We start from the raw sequence: 20,969 nt of genomic DNA, 5'->3' as shown, positions 1-20,969 counted from the left end.
ACTTGTATATACAATTAATCTGTATTTGTATAATACTTTATTATTTCATTTTTTACAAGCGTTTTCTTTTTAAAAAATCATTTTTTTTATTCGCAAATAGAATCTAGGTTACAAATTGGATATACAAAGTACGCCTCTCATTTTCAAATTATTAGAAAATACTTCGCAAAATGGTACACTTGGATTTATCAAATAAAAAATGAAATGGCTGCTCAAAAGTAGTTATTTTGACTGAGGAAAAAATGAAAAAAAATAAACTTGCTAGTAAATTAAAAAAACGCTTGTCAGCTGTTCAAGTATTGGCATTAGGATTTATTGTACTGATTTTTGTTGGAGGAACGCTTCTATCACTACCGATTTTCTCACGTAGTGGTAATGCCACACCTTTTATTGATGCACTATTCACTGCTGTTTCTGCCGTTTGCGTCACTGGCTTGACCACACTTAATACCGCTTTACATTGGAATGCTTATGGTCAATTGGTTATTATGATCCTAATTGAAATTGGCGGCTTAGGGTTTATGACGATGCCCGTGATTTTGTATTTTTTTTACGATGAAAAATAACATTGAGTACGCGGATATTATTACGAGAAGCTCTCAATCTGGATGATATGTCTGGAGCATTTCGTCTAATGATGTATGTGGTTAAATTAGCGGCAATCATTCAATTAGCTGGTGCCATATTGCTTTCAATTGAATTTGTCCCTGAATTTGGGTGGAGAAAAGGACTCTTCTTTGGACTATTTCACTCTATTTCCAGTTTTTGTAATGCGGGATTTGATTTATTAGGAGATAGTTTAACACCTTATCAAACAAAGCCTTACGTTTTACTCGTTATTGGGGCTTTAATTATTTCTGGTGGCCTAGGTTTTATCGTTTGGCAAGATTTACTACGTTTTAAAGAGAAACGGAAATTTTCCTTGCACACAAAGATTGCTCTGATTACGACTGCTTCTTTATTGGTTGGCGCTTTTATTATCTTTTTCCTTACAGAGCACAATGCAAGCAACCTAACAACAGGAACAAGTTTTTTTGAACGACTAGCGAATACCTTTTTCATGTCCGTGACACCAAGAACCGCAGGGTATTATTCAATTGATTATATACAGATGACCAATGCCGGCTTGATCACAACCATTTTTCTAATGTATGTTGGTGGAACATCTGGCTCTACCGCTGGTGGTCTAAAAACAACTACATTTGCAGTTTTAGTTATTCAAATCGTATCGATTTTCAAAGGTCGAACACGCGCAGAATTTCAAGGTCGAACAATCAGAAATAGCACAGTATTTCGTGCATTGACCCTATTTTTCATCACCCTGACTTTATGCGTTCTGTCGATCATGCTTTTAACAATCACAGAAAATATACCAGAATCTTCTGGAATAGAATACGTTGCGTTTGAAGTATTTTCGGCTTTCGGCACGGTAGGACTGACTATGGGCTTAACACCTGACTTGTCTATCGCCGGAAAAATTATCATTATGTTATTGATGTATATTGGTCGAGTAGGAATTTATACAATTGGTTTTTCATTGCTGACAAAATTCCAAAAGCAGCAAGCTAAATTTAAGTACCCAGATGAAAGTGTTATGATTGGATAAATGAAGACATGGAAAAAAGAGTTTGGAGCCTAACTTTTTGAGTTAGGCTCCAAACTCTTTTTCTTTATCCTATTTACTATCTAAATAAAAAATCCCACCCTCTATTGAAGGTGGGAAAAGGAGTTTTACTCAAAAGAGTAAAATGAAAAAATAAAAAGGGTTGTTGTTGGTATGAGTGTATAATACTATTTTTTTAAATTATTATCAACTAATATCCCTTGGATAATCACTATTGTTTTAAAAAAATGATTAGAACGTTTCCTTTATTTACAATAAAAATGAAATCTCATTTAAATAATCTTCTAGAATAATAAAAATCCCACTTTCTATTGAAAGTGGGAAAAGGAGTTTTACTCTAGAAGAGTAAAATGAAAAAATAAAAAGGGTTGTTGTTGGTATAACAGTATGATAACTTCAATTAACTAAAATTTCAACTAATAACCCTCGCAAAATTTAAATTAAGTAGATTTATCACATAAGCAACTCAAAAAAATATTATTTTTAAATATCAATTTATTTTTATTATTTTATTAGATTGTGATCAATATGAAATGATCACAATAAAAAAACGATCCAATATGATTGGATCGTTCTGAAAGTCTTCAATTAGTTTTTAACGATATTTGTTGCTTGTGGTCCACGTTGACCTTCTTCGATATCAAATGATACGCTTTGGCCTTCGTCTAAAGATTTGAATCCGTCACCTTGGATTGCTGAAAAGTGAGCAAATAAATCTGTTCCGTTATCTTGAGTAATAAAACCAAAACCTTTATCTGCGTTAAACCATTTCACTGTACCTGTATTCATAAATGTGTTCCTCCTAGTGCTCTTAGCACGATTAATTTTTGCAATACCTTTGTGATAAAAAAAGAGGAATTAAAACACCCTTACGAATGAAATGACCTATTAATTTAAATTACAATTATACTACATTTTTTATTGTACAACGGAATGATATGAATGTATACATTTTTATCGATTTATGAGAGAACACTCATTTTACGTTTACGGACTTGTATCACCTATCACGTTAGGATCAACTTAAAATCCCACCTCGAATGAAGTGGGATAAGGATAGTTATTTGTTAAGGTATTGATTTTTCAGACTTAATCAGTCTACTATATAAAGTCGATTCATGCAAACATATTTTATAAAACTTATTTTTTCGTATAATAAATACGATCCAAAGCAATGGTTGTAAGTAAAAATGCGTGCTGATCTTGTGTATCATCGATCTCAATATGGTATTCATCTCCACCTAATGTTAACTTCTATTTGTCAATATCACAAAGAATCTTATCATTCAATCTAAATTGATGACTACCCTTCATGCCATAACCTAACTTGACTTCCCCAATCGGTGAATCGACGTTCATTTGATAACTAAAGATATTCAATGAGCGCGACATTGAAATGGCCTTTTGCACCTGTACTGAAATATGATATTTTTTTAAATTATATCGTAAAAATGAGCCAGTAATACTTAAAAAGTTCACATTCGTCTCACATTTAGCTAACGTTTGGTCTTCTAGGTCCGTAATTTCAAATTTTTCTCTTCACAAAAAACTTCCTTTTACTTTATATAGTGCATTACTTGCTGCATCCAAAACTTCATATGTCGGCTTCAAAGCAACCAATTTTTGTTTAATAATATATTTCATATCGAATCTCCCTTTTTCTCTTCCCTTTTTACTGAAATCTCTGCATAATTTAAGCGATTATATTCATCATCATAGACGGATAAATTGACAGGTGTAGTTGTGTCTACTAATTTAAAGACTTCATATAGGTAGACCTATTTCTTAGGTATATCTGAACATCTACACTGAATCACTAAATAAAAATGAGTGCGGGCAAACGAAATTTCGTCTTGCTCCACACTCTAAATCTGAGTAACTATTGAGAAAAAAGTTGATTCTATCAAGCACAATAGCTACTATTACTCTCTACTCTTAAAAAGTAGTTCAATTTTCTTCACAAAACTTTGGGCCATTTTATCTGAATGTGTGATAACAATGATCGTATCACTCCCAGCAATCGTTCCAGCAATCTCTTCGTATTTTACTTCATCAATATAATTCGTAATGACATCTGCCAAGCCATTCTCAGTATGAATCAATACAATAAACGCTACTTGCTCGATCCTTTTTAATGAACCTTGCAACGCTTCACGTAGTTTCTTCTCACTATCTTTTTCTGAGGCTTGATCCACAATGGTATATTTGATTTTGCCATCTTCTTGATAGGTTTTTACAATTGATAATTCCCTAGCATCTCTAGAGATCGTCGACTGTGTGGCATTTACACCATTTCGGCTAAGTAAAGCCAGTAACTCTTCTTGGGTTTCAATCGTATTTTGGCTAATCAGTTGTCTAATAATTTTTTGCCGTTCCTCTTTATTCATTTTTCACTTCCTAGTTTGCTCTCTATAACATCAACATCGCACCAATCAATACCAATAGATTCATAAGACTGATGATAATAATTGGTTTTAGCATAAATTTAGTCCATGTCGAATAATCGATTTTAGAAATTTCCAAACCGCCCATGACCACACCTGAAGTGGGTGTAATTAAATTGATCAAACCGCAACCAGCTGTAAAAATCATTACTATCACATCAGGACTCAATCCGATATTATGGGCGATTCCTCCCATAACTGGGATCGAAACGTAGGCTAATACAGAAGTTGATGGAATTAAAAATGAAAGCAGCAGATATAAAATATACGCACCGATCACAAATAAAATTGGAGACAGCCCTTGAAGTGCAGAAGCAGATTTATCTAAGATAAATAAATCCAAGTGTGTTGTCGCCATCAAGATCGATGCACCTCTAGCCACTACAATAATCAACACAACGGACAAAATATCTTTGACTCCATCAATAAAGGTTGTGATCGTTTGTTTTTCTGATAGCCCATAGACAACTGCAATAACTAAACTCATCAAGAAAAACCACATAGCAAGATCACCGAAATACCAATGACCAAAACTAGTTCCAGTCAGAAAAGCTGTCCAGCCATTAAAGATATGAACACCAAATGACTCCCATGGAATCAACGAGACCACCATCACAAGAAAGCCAAAAGAGAAAATACTTAGTATTAGCTTATGCTTCTGGGTAAAAGGCAACTCTTTATTTTCATCTTGTCCAAAATACATTTCCATATCTTTTTGTTCTTGTAAAGAAAGTAAGGTAGACCCTTTATCTGCTTTGACTTTTTTAGCGTATTTCATCATATAAAAAATAGAGAATAAGGTGGTTGTAAACCATAAGATCAAGCCTATTATTAAAATCACGCCAGTGTTAGGCTGGATATTGATACTTTTTAGTGCATCCATTGCAACCCCTGTCGCAAAAGGATTAACCGTTGAGCCGATCACACCAGAACCTGCTCCTAACAGAACGGTTCCCACTGCCACCAATGTATCAAATCCTGCAGCAACCATCGTAGCGGTGATCAGTGCATAAAAGGGTAAAGTTTCTTCAGCCATCCCGTAAGTAGAGCCACCGATCGAAAATAACACCATCAAAATCGGAATAATGATCAACTCATTGCCTTTCAATTTACGAACTACATGTTGGATGCCTGCCTCTAAAGCACCCGTTTTAGTAACAATATTCAGAAATCCACCTAAAACTAAGATAAAAACACAAATCTCAATCGCATCTTTAAAGCCATTAAACGGTGACATCACTAAATCAGAGATTTTTGCCCCCACCACATGATCAACGGCTTTTGTTCCTCCTGAGGGAATTGTTGGTGTAAAACGTTGTCCCGCTAAAAACCAAGAAACAATAGTCAAAGCAATGATTATAATAAACAAAATACTAAAGGAGGATAAGGATTTTTTTTGTCTTTGCTTATTTGTTTTTTCCATTCTTTTTTCTGTATGAGAACCATACTTTTCCTTTCCTGTTTTTTCCATTCTTTTCAACATAAGAAGAAAAATACAGGGAAATACTAGTCATAATCCAAAGAAAAATAAGCTGGATCAAAAAAGATCAATTCTTTATGCAGATACTGGATTTTCTTTTTTTTTAACCAATTTCTTTATTACAAGGCTCGCTGTTTCTCTGGTTGTGCCACTGTTATGAGAAATATCATTCATTAAAATCGGATAGGGGATCACAACCTGATTAAAATAGTTTTTTTCGCCTAAATCATGCATCAAAATCGCCAGCGTATTTTTAACACGCTGGGATGCACTAGAAGTCACACAGCTTTCGATTTTAAGGACATGCTTTTTTAATGCCAAAGAGACTTGATTAAAATAAAATAGCAACTGCTGATTATTCCCCTGTATCACTTTTTCAAAAATTTTTCTTGAGATATAACACACTTCAATATCGGTCATGGCAATAGCAGAGAAATGATAGTTTTCATCTGTAAAAAGTCCAGTCAACGGGAAAACCGCTTTGTCTTTCACAAAGTTTAAGTAAAAAAGTGTACCTGATTGATCAATTTTTTCAAATTTCACAAGCCCCTTTTTCAAAATAAACATCCGGTTTCGCTCATCATCAGCATCAAAAAGAACTTGCCCTTTTTTGTAGGCTCTACAATATGAATTTTCTTGGATGACGGCTGCTTCCTCTTCATTTAGTAGGGAAAAATATTGGCATCCTTCAAGTGCTTGATTCTCTTGTATTACTGTCATTTTTTTCAACTCCAACTTAGTCAATAATTTTTTCTACTCATGCTCTTCAATGAAGTGTGGTTTTAATTATTCAAAAACGATTTCTGTCCCCACCTCTTGCTCGCCAAACTCACTTAGTTTTTCTAGCGAGGTGATCACCGCTTTATTCAGCGGTTTTGCTTTGACATATTTAATAGCTGCTTCTACTTTAGGAAGCATACTTCCAGGTTCAAATTGTCCTTGTTTGATATAGTTTTCTAATTCTTTAACCGTTACTTTTTTTAGTTTTTGTTCGTCTTTTTTGCCAAAATTAATCGCAACATTTTCAACGCCAGTTAGAATAACAAATAAATCTGCATCGGTTAGCCCGGCTATTTTTTCTGAAGAAAAATCTTTATCGATCACTGCTTCTACTCCCGTTAATTCTTTGCCGACAACAGGAATTCCACCGCCTCCCCCGCAAATCGTAATAATCTCATTTGCAATCAAGGTTTTGATGATCTGATGTTCTTGGATGGATAAAGGTTTTGGACTAGGCACCACTTTGCGCCAACCACGACCAGCATCTTCTTTATATAAAGTATTCGTTTCATTCATTAGTGTTTGTGCTGCTGCTTCCGTTAAAAATGGCCCAATTGGTTTAGTTGGATTTTGGAACGCTGGATCATTTTCTGAAACAACAGCTTGTGTGATCAAGGTTGCTACTTCTTTTTTTAGACCAGCCGCTTCCAACTCTTTTAATAAGGCATTTTCTAACCAATACCCAATACTTCCTTGGGTCATAGCAACACAGGTATCTAAGGGCATTGCTGGGTTTTCTTTTGAATCAGCTACCTGTTGTTGAATCAATAAGTTCCCCACTTGAGGACCATTACCATGAGAAATCACGATTTGATAGCCTTTTTGAATTAATTTGACTAGCTGTTGCGCTGTGGAACTTGCATCTGTCGATAAAATCGCATTGCCACCCAATGCGATAACAATTGTTGGCTTTTCCATAAAATCCCTGCTTCCTGTTTAATCAGTCTTTTCTTTCTTAAACCTTAGGAATAAAAAGATTCCCTAGCGTTGCTGCCATGATTGCTTTAATAGAATGCATTCTATTTTCAGCTTCTTCAAATTGTCTGCCGTATTGACTTCTAAACACTTCATCGGTGATTTCCATTTCGCTGATACCAAATTTTTCCTTGACCATTTGACCGTATTCCGTCGTAACATCATGGAACGCTGGCAAGCAGTGAAGAACGATTAGCTTTCCTTGCGCGTTACCTGTTTTATTAACCATTTCCATATTGATTTGATAATCTTTTAATAAACGAACCCGTTCTTCAAATTTATCTTCTTCGCCCATTGAAACCCAGACATCCGTATAAAGAACATTGGCTCCTTGAACTCCTTGTGCCACATCATCAGTAATCATGATCTCACTACCTGATCCATCTGCAAATTTTTTCGCATAGGCCACAACAGATTCCTCTGGAAATAGTGATTCAGGCGCACAGATTCTAACGTTAACCCCTAAAATAGCCCCAGTTACTAGTAAACTATTGGCCATATTATTCCTCCCATCGCCAACGTATACCAGTGTAACATCTTCAAGTGTCCCAAAATTTTCTTTAATGGTCATATAATCTGCGATCATTTGAGTTGGATGCCATTCATCTGTCAAACCATTCCAAACGGGCACACCAGAATATTTAGCCAAATCTTCCACAACTTGTTGACTGAATCCTCTAAATTCAATCCCATCAAACATACTACCTAAAACTTTCGCAGTATCTTCTACTGACTCTTTTTTCCCCAATTGAATGTCATTTTTCCCTAAAAATTCAGGATGTGCTCCTAAATCGATTGATGCCATTGTAAAGGCTGAACGAGTTCGGGTAGATGTTTTTTCAAACAGTAACGCAATGTTTTTCCCTTCAAGATAATGATGAGGAATTCCTTGTTTTTTTAATTTTTTTAAATGAATAGAAAAATCGATCAAATAGTTTAACTCTTCCTTTGTAAAATCTTTTTCTGCTAATAAACTACGTCCTTGAAATACTGAATCTGTCATAATGGTTTCCTCCTAATTTTAAAAGCGTAGCAAAATGCTAAGTTCCTGAACAATTTAGGAAATCAGCTTAAAGATGTTTTTAGTCTTTCAGATGATTTATCTAATTGTTGAGGGAACTGTTTCGCGGAGCTAGATAGTTTTAAAAGCTGAACAAATCGGTAAATCCTGTAGAAAATTAGGAAATTGGCTTTGAAACGTTCTTTGTTTCACTGACAATTTATCTATCTTCATAAGGATTGATTTGTGCAGCTAGATAATGTAAAAGCGTAGCGGGCTCGTTCAGCTCTGACAGAAAATATGAAAATATGTTTGTGGCGCTTTTTGTCACGATCATATTTTATCTTTTTTCCTAGAGGCTAGCCCGTGCAGCTAGATATGGTAACAATGTTCCGTTTCGCTATACCTTGTACTTTTCAACATAAAAACAACTAATGGAAGCAACGTTCCTTTCAGTCACCTTGTACCAATCAACATCAACTCATTTCTTCGTTGTGTTTCTCGGCATGTTTTAAAGCAAAAGCGTAATAAGCTCAATTAAATATCTGTCCGATCAAACGGCATACTCATACAACGAGGTCCACCACGTCCACGAACCAGTTCACTGCCAGGAATATAATTTAGCTTAACGCCTGCTTCTTCTAATTTTTGATTTGTAACCGTATTGCGGTCATAAACCACTACTTCTCCAGGTGCAATTGCAAGTGTATTCGAACCATCATTCCATTGTTCTCGTGCTGCGGCAGTAGGATTTCCTCCGCCACAACGGATCAACGTCACATGATCTAGCTCTAAATATTTGCATAGAATATGTTCTAAGGTATCTGTTTCTTCGGAAATGACTAAACCATCTTTTCCTTGAGAAATTGAGTAAATCGTTAAGTTTCCTTCAATTTCGGGGTGGATCGTAAATTTGTCATGGTCGACCATTGTAAATACGGTATCCAGATGCATGAACTTACGCTCTTCACCAATTTCAAAGGCTAAAACTCGTTCAAAGCCTAACTCTTGTTCAAAAATATTTCTAGCTAGTTTTTCAATAGAAACCACGTCTGTTCGCTGAGAAATCCCAACGGCAATTAATTTTTTGGATAAAATCAGTTCATCGCCGCCTTCAATACGAGTATTTTCATCACGACTGTAGACCATTGGGACTTGAGCCGTTTTAAACATTGGATGATGACCAAAAATATATTTACCATACAATGTTTCTCTTCTTCTAGTAACTGAGTACATCCGATTTAGTGAAACACCATGACCGATCGTTGCAAATGGGTCACGAGTAAAATATAGATTGGGCATTGGATCGATAATAAATGGATAATGCGTGTCAGCAAGATCAGATAAACTATTTTGTTTCAAGGTAGCCAGCTCTGACTTTTGGATTCCTGCCATTGTCTTATCAATCAGTTCTCTCCCGTCAGGAATAGATTGTAAAAACTCTTGTAAAAACTGTTTGGTTCGTTCTTCTTTGATATCGGCTTCATTTAGGTATTCAGTAATAAACTGGTCTTTGATCGTTTGCTCTGTTAATGATTCTGCCGCTAAGTCTTCCAAATATAAAATCTCTACACCTTTTAGTCTTAACGTTTCTGCAAAAAAATCATGTTCTTTTTGGGCTTGTTCTAAAAAGGGAATATCGTCAAAAAGAAGTGATTCCAGATAATCTGGCATTAAATTTTCTAATTCCTTTCCTGGTCTGTGGAGCATTACTGTGTTCAATTTTCCAATTTCAGAAAAAACATTAATTGGATTCTTCATCAAAATACCTCCTTCTTTTGGTTCGTTATTAGCGTAACAAAATGATAGCGTTCTCTTCTTAGTGTTTTTCGAATTCAAAAGACTAAGATAACCTCATTATGCAAAAATGATGCATATTTTTTCATACATTTAAATTGAGAGGGAAATCTGAACTAGTTAAATTTATACTTATCCTATTTTTTCGAGAATATACAGGCTTTTTATTAAAAAAAATTTACTAGGTGTTCTATTAGTAGCTTTTTAGTATCACTATTTTCTCATCCTTGACTCAATAGTGATACTAAAAAGCTGTTATCGTATTTTTACTTTTCGCACAGTCGAATATAACTTTCTATTTAATTTCTGTGAGTTATTTTCCCTTCACAAGTATCAAACGTCTTTTTATTTTATAGCGATTAACGTGACTTAGATATAAATTAGCTACACATAAAAAAGCTCCACCCATCTTTAACATAGATTGGGTGAAACTTTTTTTCTTTTTCTATTAAGGTGCTTTATCATTCCTTGTTGACTTTACAGATGATTTGATATCTTTACTTGAACCAATTTTAACATCTAAAATAAGTACTTTCGATTTTTTAGAATCAATAGATAACTTCCTCTGTTTCGATTTATTTTCATCTATTTTTTTAGCTAAATATGAAAAATCCGATCCGCATATTGTTTTTCAATCGTCAAATTATATTCCATGCCTCCGTCAATATTGGCACTCTTATACACCGGCGGAACAAAATCTCGTTTGATCATCAGCTCAAAGGCTTGGTACATTGTTTGCTGTAGCAATAAGGTCGCTGCAAATGAAGAAGTTCCACAAACTTTGGTCGTCAATCCTGCTACAGATAAAGCTGCATCTCCTTCAATCGAGTGGTTGTCTAAAACCACGTCAGCATATTCGTATAACATTTTTCCATTACTGTGCCGTGAACTTGATTTTTTGGAAACATCTAGTGCCGTCACCACAATCAATTTATTCCCGTGTTCTTTGATTATTTCCGCTAATTCGATACTCATTGGATTACGACCAGAATTGGAAATCAGAAAAAATACATCATTGGGCGCAATCATCATTTTATGCCCCAACATTTTTCCTACCCCTTCAAACTGTTCATACATTCCGCCAGCCGGATCCATAATTGTTTTAGAAGGGATCAGTCCTCCAGCACGTCCACTTATCTCAAGCGCGCCTGCGTATGAATGACCACTACCAAATGCTTGCGTAACACCACCATTCATAATTCCTTCCGCAACTAATTCTGCCGCTTTTGTTATATGCTCTTGTTCTTGTACTTCTAGTAGCTCTGTTAATTTTCGGCATTCATCAAAAAATGTCAGACTCATCCATTAATCCTCCCTCGTATTTCCTTTAAATTTGTCCGTATGATTGAAATTTAGTCGCCATCCGTAACATTTCAGCATCATCTAACACAACTGGTTCTCCAATACTTTTAGCTCGGTAATAAATATTGGCGCAATATTCTACTTCCTCTAAAACATTGTAGGCATTTTCAATATCTTTGTGTCCAACTAAAATACCATGATTTGCTAATAAAACAGCTTTCCGATCTTCCATAGCAGTATAAGCATTTTCAGCTAGTTCTGGTGTTCCATAGCTAGCATATTCAGCGCAACGCACATCAGGACCTGCGACAGCAATCATATAGTGTGTTGCTGGTAGATTCCAGCGTAATTCAGCGAGAACCGTTGAGTAAATCGTATGTGCATGGATCATGCAGTTTAAATCAGCTCTTTTTTCATAAAAAATTTTATGCATAACCCACTCACTAGACGGTTTTTTCGTGCCTTCTACAACTGTACCATCTAACGTCATCAAGACTAAATCTGATTCGGTGATTTCTGGAAAAGGGATACCAGACGGTGTGATCAACATTTGTCTTTTTTCACGATTAAAGATACTTAGATTACCACCCGTTCCCAGAGTATAGTTGTCTTGAATTAATTTTTTCCCATAAGCAATTAGTTTACTTCTTTCTTCATTCATTTGCATTTTGTGACTTCCAATCTTTATTTGTATAGTGGACCATAGTAAGTACAAGCTTTAAAATCAGCTACTTCTAAATTATCAGTGCCAAATCCAGAAAAGCTATGGGGTCTAAAAATACGATCTTTTGAAACATTGTGGAAAGAAACTGGAATCCTCAGCATACTAGCTAACGTAATGAGATCTGCTCCGATATGACCATGAACGGAAGCACAATGATTCGATCCCCAATAATTCATTACATCAAAAACACTTGTATCTTGATCTTCCAAGCAAGGTGCAAACCAAATCGTCGGCCAAGTTTGGTCGGTTCGTTGATTTAAAGTATCATGGATTTCTAGTTCTAGTTCACACGTATAGCCTTCAATCAATTGTAGGGTTGGCCCTACGCCATCAACGAGGTTGATTCTAATCATCGTTAAAGGCAAATTACCTTCTGACACATATTGGGAAGAAAAACCGCCGCCTCTAAAATATTCATAATTAGCTCGACACCACTTGGTTTTATCTAAACATTGTTGAATATCGGCTTCTGTCATTTCCCAAAATGCTTTCATCACTGATTGACCGTCTTGATCTTTAACAGCCCCAGTCCCGTCGAGAGCTGAAGCACCGGAATTCAATAAATGAAGAACCCCATTACTCGCTTTCCCCTGTAGTTTTTTACCAGTCATTCGTTCAACAGCTTCTGGTGACCAATAGGTTCGCACGTCAGAAAAAATCGGCGCTTTATTGGTTAAAAGTGTTGCAAGCAACATTGAAGCTCCATTCAACGAATCATTTTCGGTTGCAAAGGCTGTTGGTTGACGCGCGCCATTCCAATCAAAAGTTGACGCCATGATTGCTTCTGCAAAGTCACCATTTGGCAACCAATCAGTCCATTGACGCTGTCCCTGAAAACCGCCAGCTATTGCATCCCTTCCTCTCGCCTCCTCAAGCCAACCTAATTTCTTTAGTTGTTTATTCCCAAATAAAATATCCCGAATAATAATGGACTGTTTAGCAATAAAAGACCAGTCTTCCGTTTCTGGAATTACTTTTGATTTGGTGATAATCTCAGCATATTTTTTTCCTTGATTAATATCGACGCCTTCGTGACAATTTTCTTTGATCCAGTGTAATGCTTTCTCATACTCAACTGGATCATAAATATTTAAGTGAACTCTTCTTAAAATTTCTGTCATATCGACATATTCCACATTCATCCCAAGGTAAGTATTGAAAAACTGACTATCAATTTGTGATCCAGCGATGCCCATAGAGGAAGAGCCGATATTAACGTACGCTTTATTTTTCATCTGTCCAACAGCCAAGGCTGCTCGTGCAAAGGCAAGAATTTTCTCTTGTACATCCTCTGGGACTGTGTGGTCATCTAAATTTTGTACATCATGCCCATAAATTTTGAAAGCTGGAATACCTTTCTGCGCATAGCCTGACATAGCCGCTGCTAAATAGACCGCTCCTGGTCGTTCTGTACCATTAAAGCCCCAAATCGCCTTGATATGGTTTGTCTCCAAATCCATTGTTTCCGTACCGTAGCACCAACATGGTGTTACAGAAAGTGTCGCAATGATATTTTCTGCTTTGAATTGTTCCCTCACAACACCTGCATCACCTTGTCCACCAATTGTTCGATCTGCAATGACACACTGAACAGGCGCGCCATCAGCATAATGAAGACTCGTTTCAATCAATTTTTTGGCAGCTTTTGCCATATTCATTGTTTTTTCTTCAAGATTTTCTCGAACACCCCCTTGTCTCCCGTCAATCGTTGGACGAATTCCGATTTTTGGATAATTCATTGATTTGTTCCTCCATCTTTTTTTTATAAACACCGTATTCTGCGTTCCATTTTACAGCTGCTTCAGGTTCGTATACTTTGAAGATTGCTGTATTCTTTTTAATTGCTTCCAACTCCTCTTCCGAAGTAATACCATTTGCCTTTAATTGCATCAAACAATTGCCAATGGCTGTTGCTTCTGAAAGACCTGACTTCACACTTTTATTCAGAGCATTGGCTGTATATTGACATAACACCTCAGATTTTGAACCACCGCCAACGATCACAAGTTGTTTTTCCGCCACGTTTAACTCTGGGTTTTGTGCTAATTTTTCGAGTGTATATTTATATTTAAATGCTAAACTTGTATAGATACTTTGGAATATAGAAGCTGCTGTCATTGGTTGGCGTTGTTGACTTTGGACTGCAAACTGCTGAATTTTTTGAATGATTCCTCCAGGTGACGAAAACCTAGGATCATCGGTATCGAAATAACAGACATTTTTTTTAGCTTGGTCTTGGTGATTGATAAGTGCTGCTATTTTTTCATAATTGTAGCTCTCTCCGATATTTTGGTAGTCTTTGATTGCTTCTTCGATCAGCCACAACCCAGTGAGATTTTTCAACAGCAAGGTCCTGCCCGTAGCAGATTTTTCATTTGAAAAACCAGCTTCTACTATTTCGCTCTTTATCAATGGTGTATCTATCTCTAATCCAAGTAAAGACCAGGTTCCAGAGGAGATAAATAGATGATCTTCTAATGCTGGAATACTAAAAACTGCGCTAGCTGTATCATGTGCTGCAACATTGATTACTTTGACATGCTCAAGACTTAACTCAGGAACGACCTTTGGTAATACTGGTCCCAAAATAGTTCCTGCAGAGACAATCTCAGGAAAGATGTTTCTTGGTAATCCTACTTTTTCTATTAAAGCCTCATCCCATTGATTTTTATGAGGATTCAATAGTTGTGTCGTTGAGGCAATACTTAACTCTGCTTTAGCAATTCCAGTGAACAGATAATTAAGTAGATCTGGAATCAGTAGGAAAAATTGTATCTGCTGTAAGGGGGTCTCTTTGTCTTGGGCTACTAATTGAAATAACGAATTGATTGCCAAAGCATGCAGACCTGTTCTTTCAAATAAGTATTTTATTCCTAATTGATTTTGAATTGCACTGTATGTCTCATTCGCATAATTATCTCGATAACAAAATGGCGTTCTAATGAAGCCATCATTCGCTACTAAACCAAAATCCACACCCCATGTATCGATACCAATACTCATAAAATCTGGTGAAACCTCCGATGCCAGTTGTAGCCCTTGAGCGATTTCTCTAAAAATTTTGTTGATATCCCAATAAAAATGATGGTTTTTATTGATCATGTATTCTTTAAAACGATGAATTTCTTTAAGAGTAAGTTTTTTATCTGCTAATTCACCTAAGATGACCCGTCCAGATGAACCACCTAAATCAACTGCAACAACGTTCTTTTTCATTTTGCTACCCTAAAATATTCAGTGCTCGCAATAAAATCGCTAACACAACGATAAATAAAATAGCTCTGGTCGAGTTAAAATACTTGGTACCTAGTAAATAATAAACAAGCGCTACAACTAAAACGGGTACTAACATCGGCATGATTTGATCTAATGTTTCTTGTAATTTTAAGGACACTTCACCTGATTTAAATTCCCAAGTGATTGGTGCTTTAACAACTGAAGGAATCAGAGCTCCTATAACTGTAATTCCTAACAAAGTTGCCGCATCTGTTATCGCTGATAATCGTCCTGACATTGCACCTACTAACTTAGCCCCTTGTTTGTAGCCGATAAAGACGGTGTGGTAACGGAAAATCAAAATCCCAATATTCACTAAAATCCAAATCAAAACACCTATAGCATTTCCGTTCAACGCCATATAGGAAGCGACCGATCCAAAAACTGTGGGAAATAGCACGCCAAAAATCGTATCCCCAACTCCAGCAAAGGAACCCATCAAGCCTGTTTTAATACTTGATACGGCTTCTTTTGATTCAATTCCTTCGATTTCTTCTGCTGCAATATCGATCCCTAAAATAAAACCGCCCATATGAGGTGTTGTATTAAAAAATTGATTATGCACTAACATCATTTCTTGCAAGTCAACTTTATCCGGATAAAGTTTCTGTAAAGCTGGTAACATTGCATATAAATAACCCGGCGCCATCATTTTTTCATAATTCCAGGCCATTTGACTTCCATATAACCAATTGATACTGACTTTTTTTAAGTCCTGTTTATTAATCTTCGTATTCTCCATCTTGAAGACCTCCACTCATATTTGCTGAATAGACAACCGTTTGCTGTTGGTTTTGATTTTGTTCCTTAATCGTATCTTTAAATGCTTTCAAAGCTAAACCTAAACCAATCAATGCTACACCAAACATTGGAACACTTAAATAAGCTACTGCTACGAATCCCACGATTAAGTAAGTAATATAATTTTTGACAGGAAGATAGCGTAGTAAAATAGCAATCCCTACAGCTGGCAAAAGCCCGCCAGCCGTGGCCAGTCCATTTGTCAACCACGCAGGAATATAATTCAACATCAGATTCACTAACCCTTCACCAAAAACCAACATGACAAAAACGGGTAAAGATCGTGAAAGCCCCCAAGATAGAATCCCTAAGCGATTATTTAACTTGACCTGTTTAACATCTACTTTATCAATGGCTTTATCTATTCTTTTTTGGAAAAATACATTACAAAATCGAGCTAATATATCTAGTTGAACCATTAGCAAACCAACTGGTATCGCCAAACTTAAACCAAACTCAACTCCTTTGTTTGACAGTACAGCAAATGTCGTTCCAATAATCGATGCTGTCATATAGTCAGGGACAGAGGCTCCCCCATACGCTTGAATTCCTAACCCCATCAATTGTAATGTTGCCCCCACAGCTAGACCTGTTTTGATATCCCCCATAATGATTCCTGCAATCATCCCAATAATGACTGCCTGTCCAGCTAAAATATTTGTACCAAGCATTTCAACTACCCCGATAAAGGCTAAAAGGGTCAATAATATTATTTGCCATATTTCGATATTCATCCTTGTTCCTCCTATTAATGATTTACTCAAGAACCTAGCCAACAACTAAAGCTAGATAGATAAAACAGTAACGCACTTATTAAAATCCTTTAAAGATAATCTGTTATTTTCTTCTTTTCCTCATTTGGTACCATTTGAACAACGACATTGACATTTTTCTGATCAAGGTACAGCAAATCATTTAACTCTTCCTTAGAAATATAAACCGATTTTTTCAACAGTTCTCGATTTTCCTTCTTAGACATATTTCCAAGCGTAACAGAGGGGATCTTCGTACCAAGTTCAAATAGTTGTTTCACAATAAAAGGGGTTTTCACTATTATTAACAGTCGTTCATTTTTGTAAAGGCCTTCATTTATTCTATTCGCAGCATTCTCAACCGTTAAAATACTCAATTTACTATTTTTAGGACAAGCTGCTCGAAGTGCTGATTTTTCCATATCGCTTTTAACAATCGTATCATCAATAATCATGACTCTGGTTGCAGATAAGTTACCGATCCATGATGTTGCCACTTGACCATGAATCAGTCGTTCATCAATTCTAATTTGAACGATGCCATTTTTGTCGACATTTACTGAGTCTAGCGGTTGAGTTGTTTTTACATTTTCCTCTTTTTTTCCTTCAAAGCTGACGATTTGATCCGTATTTGTAATCACATCGGCAACTCGTTCACCTAAAGCAATCGGAATTAACAATTGTAATGAAATACCCGTTAAGATTCCTACGATTTTTTCTCGGCTTTCGTAAAGTATTTTTGCCGCATTATAAGGCGTTCCTCCAAAAATATCCGTAAGAATAATAAACTCTTCATTATGACTCTCCAAAATGAAAGTGATTTTTTCAATCAAGTCATCACGCGACAATTCTTCTGTGAAAGAGACAGCAAAAATAGTATGGTGCTTTCCAGTAATCATTTCACAACTAGACAAGCAAGCTTCAGCATATTGTCCATGTGCAACGATAAGATAGTTCATTACAACTCCTCCTTTAGAATCAATTCAATTACAGGAACATTTTCGAATGGCTTTTGAATCGGTAAATTTAATACAACAGATGCTGGATCAAGCGATTCTTTAATATTGACCTCTGTGATTTCCTTACGTAAATCTTTATAGGATGGACGAATACCCGTAATCGTTTTAGAGTCTTTAAATTGAATTTCAGATCCATCACTCAGCAAACGGGCAAATTGAATTTTACCGCCCAACCCATCCAGTAAAACGGTACGATAGGGCCATGAAAAAAGATGAAGATATAAGCGATTGCCTTTTTGCGTAAAACGACAATCTAAAGGCGCCTTGTAGGGACTGCTTCCACATCCGTAAATAGCTTGAGAATGATAGTTCATCCATGTTTGGACACCGTTTAAAATATCTAAACTTGTTTTATCCCACTCACCTCTGCCGTTTGGTCCGACATTCAGCAACATATTGCCATTCTTTGACACATTATCCACTAATAATTTGATGATTGTTTCACTACTTTTCCAATCTAAGTTGTTTCTATCATATCCCCAACTTCCATTTAACGTTTGACAGGATTCCCAAATTAATTCTTTGCCATTTTTTTCCATCCCCCCTGATCTTTGATATTGCTCTGGCGTCCCAACACCTCTATGAAGATCCAAACGGTCATTGATAATAATTTGAGGCTGAAGCGTTAAAATCAATTTTTCTAAGTTTTCAGAATCCCAATCATCTCTTCCTTTTCCTACTGAATTTCCCCAATCTCTGCTAGGATAGGAAAAATCAAACCAGAGATAATCAATTTCTCCATAATTTGTCAGCAATTCCGTGATCTGGTCTTTCATAAATTGCTGATAGGTCAGCATATTGCCTGGATGAGCCTCAATATATTCCAAATTATTCCGCTCTGGATGGTACCCATCAACTAGGAAATCTGCCCTTTGCCAATCAAGCAACGAATAGTAAAAACCAATACGAATGCCTTCATTTTTAAAAGCTGAAACTAATTCGCTGAGAAGATCCTTCCCATAAGGTGTATTCGTGATGTTATACTCGGAAAACGCTGTATCCCATAGTGCAAACCCATCGTGGTGTTTGACTGTGATCACAACATACTTAAACCCAATATCTTTTGCCTTTTTGGCCCATTCTTCTGGCTTTAATAGATCTGGCTCAAACACTTCAAAGTATTTTTGATACTCAGCTAAACTTTGTTCTTCTAAAGTCATCCCCCATTCATGACGCGCGGCCACTGAATATAAACCAAAATGAATAAACAAACCAAACCGATCATGGACAAACCATTCAGGATCACCGTAATTGTTCGGCCAATCAATTTCTCTTACCATGTTATTTCCTCCAATTATCAAAAAGATTTCAGCGTTAGCTGATAATGCTTATAATCTAAAAATGTTTCGATGATTTCATAAACTTCCCCATCAATAAAGCTTTTTTTATAGAATTTAATGACGGGTGTTCCAACACTTAGATTCATTTTTGCCAAGTCCTCTTTTGAAACATCATCGATTATTTGAATTGTTTCTTCAAATTCTGTTGTAAATGTATTGATCTGAAAATAGTTGTAAAAATTTTTTGAAACTGAAAGTCCATCTTTGGCTGTAATAAAATCGAATTTTGAAAAGTATCGTTCTGGAATGAAATTTCGTTGTAAGGTAAAGGGGTGACCATTAACATACTTTACTCGTTCAACGACGTAAACCTTCTCAGCTCGTTCCACTGTCAAAAGATGATTATTGATTTTGTCATCGCTTTCATAAATATTAACTAATTCTGTTTTCTGTGTATCCATCGTAGAGAAACGATTATTTTCTGTAAAATAAACTTTCTTATCCACCATCGATTTTGTCACAAAGGTTCCGGAGCCTTGCTTTCTGTAAATTAAATTCAGATTTTCTAATGTAGACAAAGCTTTAGTAATCGTTGTTTTACTAACATTATATGTTTCCATCAGTGTTTTTTCTGTTGGTAGCCGATTCCCTGGAAAAACAGACTTCTCTTGAATTTGTTTTTTAATATCATTCACAATATGTTCATATTTCTTCACAAATCCATCACTCCTCTTCATTTATCATGATAACTTTTATAAGTAAATCGCTTACACACATGTTACAATAGTTTTATACCGATTTCTATACTTTGAAAAAACTTGAATTTTATCCATGATTATAAAATAGTTTGTTCTTTTTTATTCAAAATAGTTCATACGGAGGAATTTTATATGCTTGAAAATGAACGACAAGAAGAAATTTTAGCGGTTATAAAACAGAAGAAATACATAAAACCAAAAGAACTAAGTGAAGCCTTATTTGTTAGTCTCTCAACGATTAGAAGAGACCTTATCCACCTTGAAAAATTAGGTTTGATTCATAAGCATCATGGGCAAGTATCACTTTTTGAAAATAATGAACCTGCACATGAATTAAGAGAAAAAAATCATAATCAAGAAAAAAACTACATTGCTAAAATTGCTTCCAACTATTTAGAAAACGGTAAAACACTCTTTTTAGACTCAAGCACCACAACAAATGCATTATGTCCGTATATCAATGAATTTAGTAATCTTACAATTATTACCAATAGTTTGAAAAATGCTCTCGACCTCTCAAGTAATACTGCTAATCGAGTGATTGTGCCTGGTGGAACGTTAAAGCCATTTTCTGTTTCATTATTAGGAGAAAAAACGTCTTCCTTCATTCAAGAATTTAATGCAGATTTAGCCTTTTTTTCATGTAAAAGTTTTGATTTGTCAGGAGTCTATGAAGAGGATTTTCAACAGGGTTATTTGAAAAACAATATGATTGCACATGCGAAAACGGCCATCTTATTGAGTGATATGTCGAAATTATATAAGAAAAACTTTTTTACTTTTTCTACGTACGCAGCCATTGATACTATTGTTCTTGATCAAAAGCCGGAAAACAAATTTATTGAAATGTGTTCTAGCAATGAATGTGAATTGGCTTGGTAATTTTAGTGTGTTGAAGATTGAATTGCTTGATTTTTTAGACAAAAAAAACCACGAGTTTAATCACTCGTGGGAAAA

18 protein-coding genes and 1 pseudogene are annotated in these 20,969 nt (G+C 35.7%); 2 read left to right on the top strand and 17 right to left on the bottom strand.

The genetic code is table 11. The features are described 5' to 3' along the window. Positions 1-242 precede the first annotated feature (242 nt). A pseudogene (locus A5819_RS13110) lies at positions 243-1,606 on the top strand (TrkH family potassium uptake protein). Between the two features lie 606 nt (positions 1,607-2,212). On the opposite strand, the gene A5819_RS13105 reads toward A5819_RS13110, so the two are convergent. From A5819_RS13105 to A5819_RS13030, 17 genes are all read right to left on the bottom strand, one after another. Next, on the bottom strand, positions 2,213-2,413 hold the full coding sequence (locus tag A5819_RS13105) for a cold-shock protein (RefSeq protein WP_010772775.1): 201 nt from the start codon (positions 2,411-2,413) through the stop codon (positions 2,213-2,215). A 465-nt stretch (positions 2,414-2,878) separates the two neighbouring features. Then, positions 2,879-3,103 carry a hypothetical protein gene (locus A5819_RS18990; RefSeq protein ID WP_139843303.1) on the bottom strand — a complete coding sequence of 75 codons (225 nt, stop codon included), beginning with the start codon at positions 3,101-3,103 and terminating at the stop codon, positions 2,879-2,881. Positions 3,104-3,546: 443 nt separating this feature from the next. Next, the gene (gene argR / locus A5819_RS13100; protein ID WP_086279207.1) at positions 3,547-4,011 is read right to left on the bottom strand and encodes an arginine repressor; all 465 of its coding nucleotides are present in this window, start codon (positions 4,009-4,011) and stop codon (positions 3,547-3,549) included. A 22-nt stretch (positions 4,012-4,033) separates the two neighbouring features. Beyond that, positions 4,034-5,491, bottom strand: coding sequence for a YfcC family protein (locus A5819_RS13095; protein ID WP_086279693.1), 1,458 nt, complete (start codon positions 5,489-5,491; stop codon positions 4,034-4,036). A gap of 132 nt (positions 5,492-5,623) precedes the next feature. After that, positions 5,624-6,268, bottom strand: a complete 645-nt coding sequence (locus tag A5819_RS13090) for a Crp/Fnr family transcriptional regulator (RefSeq protein WP_254907273.1) — start codon at positions 6,266-6,268, stop codon at positions 5,624-5,626. Between the two features lie 66 nt (positions 6,269-6,334). Continuing rightward, the gene (gene arcC / locus A5819_RS13085) at positions 6,335-7,246 is read right to left on the bottom strand and encodes a carbamate kinase (RefSeq protein WP_086279206.1); all 912 of its coding nucleotides are present in this window, start codon (positions 7,244-7,246) and stop codon (positions 6,335-6,337) included. Positions 7,247-7,283: 37 nt separating this feature from the next. Then, positions 7,284-8,306: an ornithine carbamoyltransferase gene (argF, locus tag A5819_RS13080; protein WP_086279205.1), complete on the bottom strand. Its 1,023-nt coding sequence runs from the start codon at positions 8,304-8,306 to the stop codon at positions 7,284-7,286. Positions 8,307-8,840: 534 nt separating this feature from the next. After that, the gene (arcA, locus tag A5819_RS13075) at positions 8,841-10,064 is read right to left on the bottom strand and encodes an arginine deiminase (RefSeq protein WP_086279204.1); all 1,224 of its coding nucleotides are present in this window, start codon (positions 10,062-10,064) and stop codon (positions 8,841-8,843) included. Positions 10,065-10,697: 633 nt separating this feature from the next. Next, entirely contained in the window at positions 10,698-11,402 is a 705-nt protein-coding gene (locus tag A5819_RS13070) for an SIS domain-containing protein (protein WP_086279203.1), read from the bottom strand. A gap of 25 nt (positions 11,403-11,427) precedes the next feature. Continuing rightward, positions 11,428-12,063 (bottom strand): L-fuculose-phosphate aldolase, encoded by a 636-nt coding sequence (locus A5819_RS13065; protein ID WP_217808597.1) that lies wholly within the window; start codon positions 12,061-12,063, stop codon positions 11,428-11,430. Between the two features lie 23 nt (positions 12,064-12,086). Then, positions 12,087-13,865 (bottom strand): L-fucose isomerase, encoded by a 1,779-nt coding sequence (locus tag A5819_RS13060; protein ID WP_086279201.1) that lies wholly within the window; start codon positions 13,863-13,865, stop codon positions 12,087-12,089. Then, positions 13,828-15,342, bottom strand: coding sequence for a rhamnulokinase family protein (locus A5819_RS13055; RefSeq protein WP_086279200.1), 1,515 nt, complete (start codon positions 15,340-15,342; stop codon positions 13,828-13,830). Before A5819_RS13055 ends, A5819_RS13060 begins: the two co-directional genes overlap by 38 nt. 4 nt (positions 15,343-15,346) lie before the next feature. Then, positions 15,347-16,144 carry a PTS system mannose/fructose/sorbose family transporter subunit IID gene (locus A5819_RS13050; protein ID WP_086279199.1) on the bottom strand — a complete coding sequence of 266 codons (798 nt, stop codon included), beginning with the start codon at positions 16,142-16,144 and terminating at the stop codon, positions 15,347-15,349. Beyond that, the gene (locus tag A5819_RS13045; RefSeq protein ID WP_086279198.1) at positions 16,125-16,937 is read right to left on the bottom strand and encodes a PTS sugar transporter subunit IIC; all 813 of its coding nucleotides are present in this window, start codon (positions 16,935-16,937) and stop codon (positions 16,125-16,127) included. Before A5819_RS13045 ends, A5819_RS13050 begins: the two co-directional genes overlap by 20 nt. Before the next feature lie 89 nt (positions 16,938-17,026). Then, complete coding sequence (locus tag A5819_RS13040; RefSeq protein ID WP_086279197.1) at positions 17,027-17,914, bottom strand: PTS mannose/fructose/sorbose transporter subunit IIAB; 888 nt, start codon at positions 17,912-17,914, stop codon at positions 17,027-17,029. Then, complete coding sequence (locus A5819_RS13035; RefSeq protein WP_086279196.1) at positions 17,914-19,254, bottom strand: alpha-L-fucosidase; 1,341 nt, start codon at positions 19,252-19,254, stop codon at positions 17,914-17,916. Before A5819_RS13035 ends, A5819_RS13040 begins: the two co-directional genes overlap by 1 nt. Positions 19,255-19,271: 17 nt before the next feature. Continuing rightward, on the bottom strand, positions 19,272-19,970 hold the full coding sequence (locus tag A5819_RS13030) for a GntR family transcriptional regulator (RefSeq protein WP_176271424.1): 699 nt from the start codon (positions 19,968-19,970) through the stop codon (positions 19,272-19,274). Positions 19,971-20,144: 174 nt separating this feature from the next. On the opposite strand from A5819_RS13030, the gene A5819_RS13025 reads away from it, so the two are divergent. Next, positions 20,145-20,894 (top strand): DeoR/GlpR family DNA-binding transcription regulator, encoded by a 750-nt coding sequence (locus A5819_RS13025; protein WP_086279194.1) that lies wholly within the window; start codon positions 20,145-20,147, stop codon positions 20,892-20,894. The last annotated feature ends 75 nt before the right edge of the window (positions 20,895-20,969 follow it).

It is taken from the genome of Enterococcus sp. 7E2_DIV0204 (assembly GCF_002140855.1).
GTDB lineage: Bacteria > Bacillota > Bacilli > Lactobacillales > Enterococcaceae > Enterococcus_L > Enterococcus_L lemimoniae.
The sequence above is the reverse complement of the archived record's forward strand: the minus strand, read 5'-3'. Positions and strand labels throughout refer to the sequence as shown.

Excerpts from the sequence above, each read along its gene's own strand:
- argR (WP_086279207.1), bottom strand. The coding sequence starts at position 4,011 with ATGAATAAAGAGGAACGGCAAAAAATTATTAGACAACTGATTAGCCAA.
- A5819_RS13040 (WP_086279197.1), bottom strand. The coding sequence starts at position 17,914 with ATGAACTATCTTATCGTTGCACATGGACAATATGCTGAAGCTTGCTTG.
- A5819_RS13095 (WP_086279693.1), bottom strand. The coding sequence starts at position 5,491 with ATGGAAAAAACAAATAAGCAAAGACAAAAAAAATCCTTATCCTCCTTT.
- arcC (WP_086279206.1), bottom strand. The coding sequence starts at position 7,246 with ATGGAAAAGCCAACAATTGTTATCGCATTGGGTGGCAATGCGATTTTA.
- A5819_RS13045 (WP_086279198.1), bottom strand. The coding sequence starts at position 16,937 with ATGAATATCGAAATATGGCAAATAATATTATTGACCCTTTTAGCCTTT.
- arcA (WP_086279204.1), bottom strand. The coding sequence starts at position 10,064 with ATGAAGAATCCAATTAATGTTTTTTCTGAAATTGGAAAATTGAACACA.
- A5819_RS13055 (WP_086279200.1), bottom strand. The coding sequence starts at position 15,342 with ATGAAAAAGAACGTTGTTGCAGTTGATTTAGGTGGTTCATCTGGACGG.
- A5819_RS13090 (WP_254907273.1), bottom strand. The coding sequence starts at position 6,268 with ATGACAGTAATACAAGAGAATCAAGCACTTGAAGGATGCCAATATTTT.
- argF (WP_086279205.1), bottom strand. The coding sequence starts at position 8,306 with ATGACAGATTCAGTATTTCAAGGACGTAGTTTATTAGCAGAAAAAGAT.
- A5819_RS13065 (WP_217808597.1), bottom strand. The coding sequence starts at position 12,063 with ATGAATGAAGAAAGAAGTAAACTAATTGCTTATGGGAAAAAATTAATT.
- A5819_RS13105 (WP_010772775.1), bottom strand. The coding sequence starts at position 2,413 with ATGAATACAGGTACAGTGAAATGGTTTAACGCAGATAAAGGTTTTGGT.
- A5819_RS13060 (WP_086279201.1), bottom strand. The coding sequence starts at position 13,865 with ATGAATTATCCAAAAATCGGAATTCGTCCAACGATTGACGGGAGACAA.
- A5819_RS13025 (WP_086279194.1), top strand. The coding sequence starts at position 20,145 with ATGCTTGAAAATGAACGACAAGAAGAAATTTTAGCGGTTATAAAACAG.
- A5819_RS13070 (WP_086279203.1), bottom strand. The coding sequence starts at position 11,402 with ATGAGTCTGACATTTTTTGATGAATGCCGAAAATTAACAGAGCTACTA.
- A5819_RS13050 (WP_086279199.1), bottom strand. The coding sequence starts at position 16,144 with ATGGAGAATACGAAGATTAATAAACAGGACTTAAAAAAAGTCAGTATC.
- A5819_RS13035 (WP_086279196.1), bottom strand. The coding sequence starts at position 19,254 with ATGGTAAGAGAAATTGATTGGCCGAACAATTACGGTGATCCTGAATGG.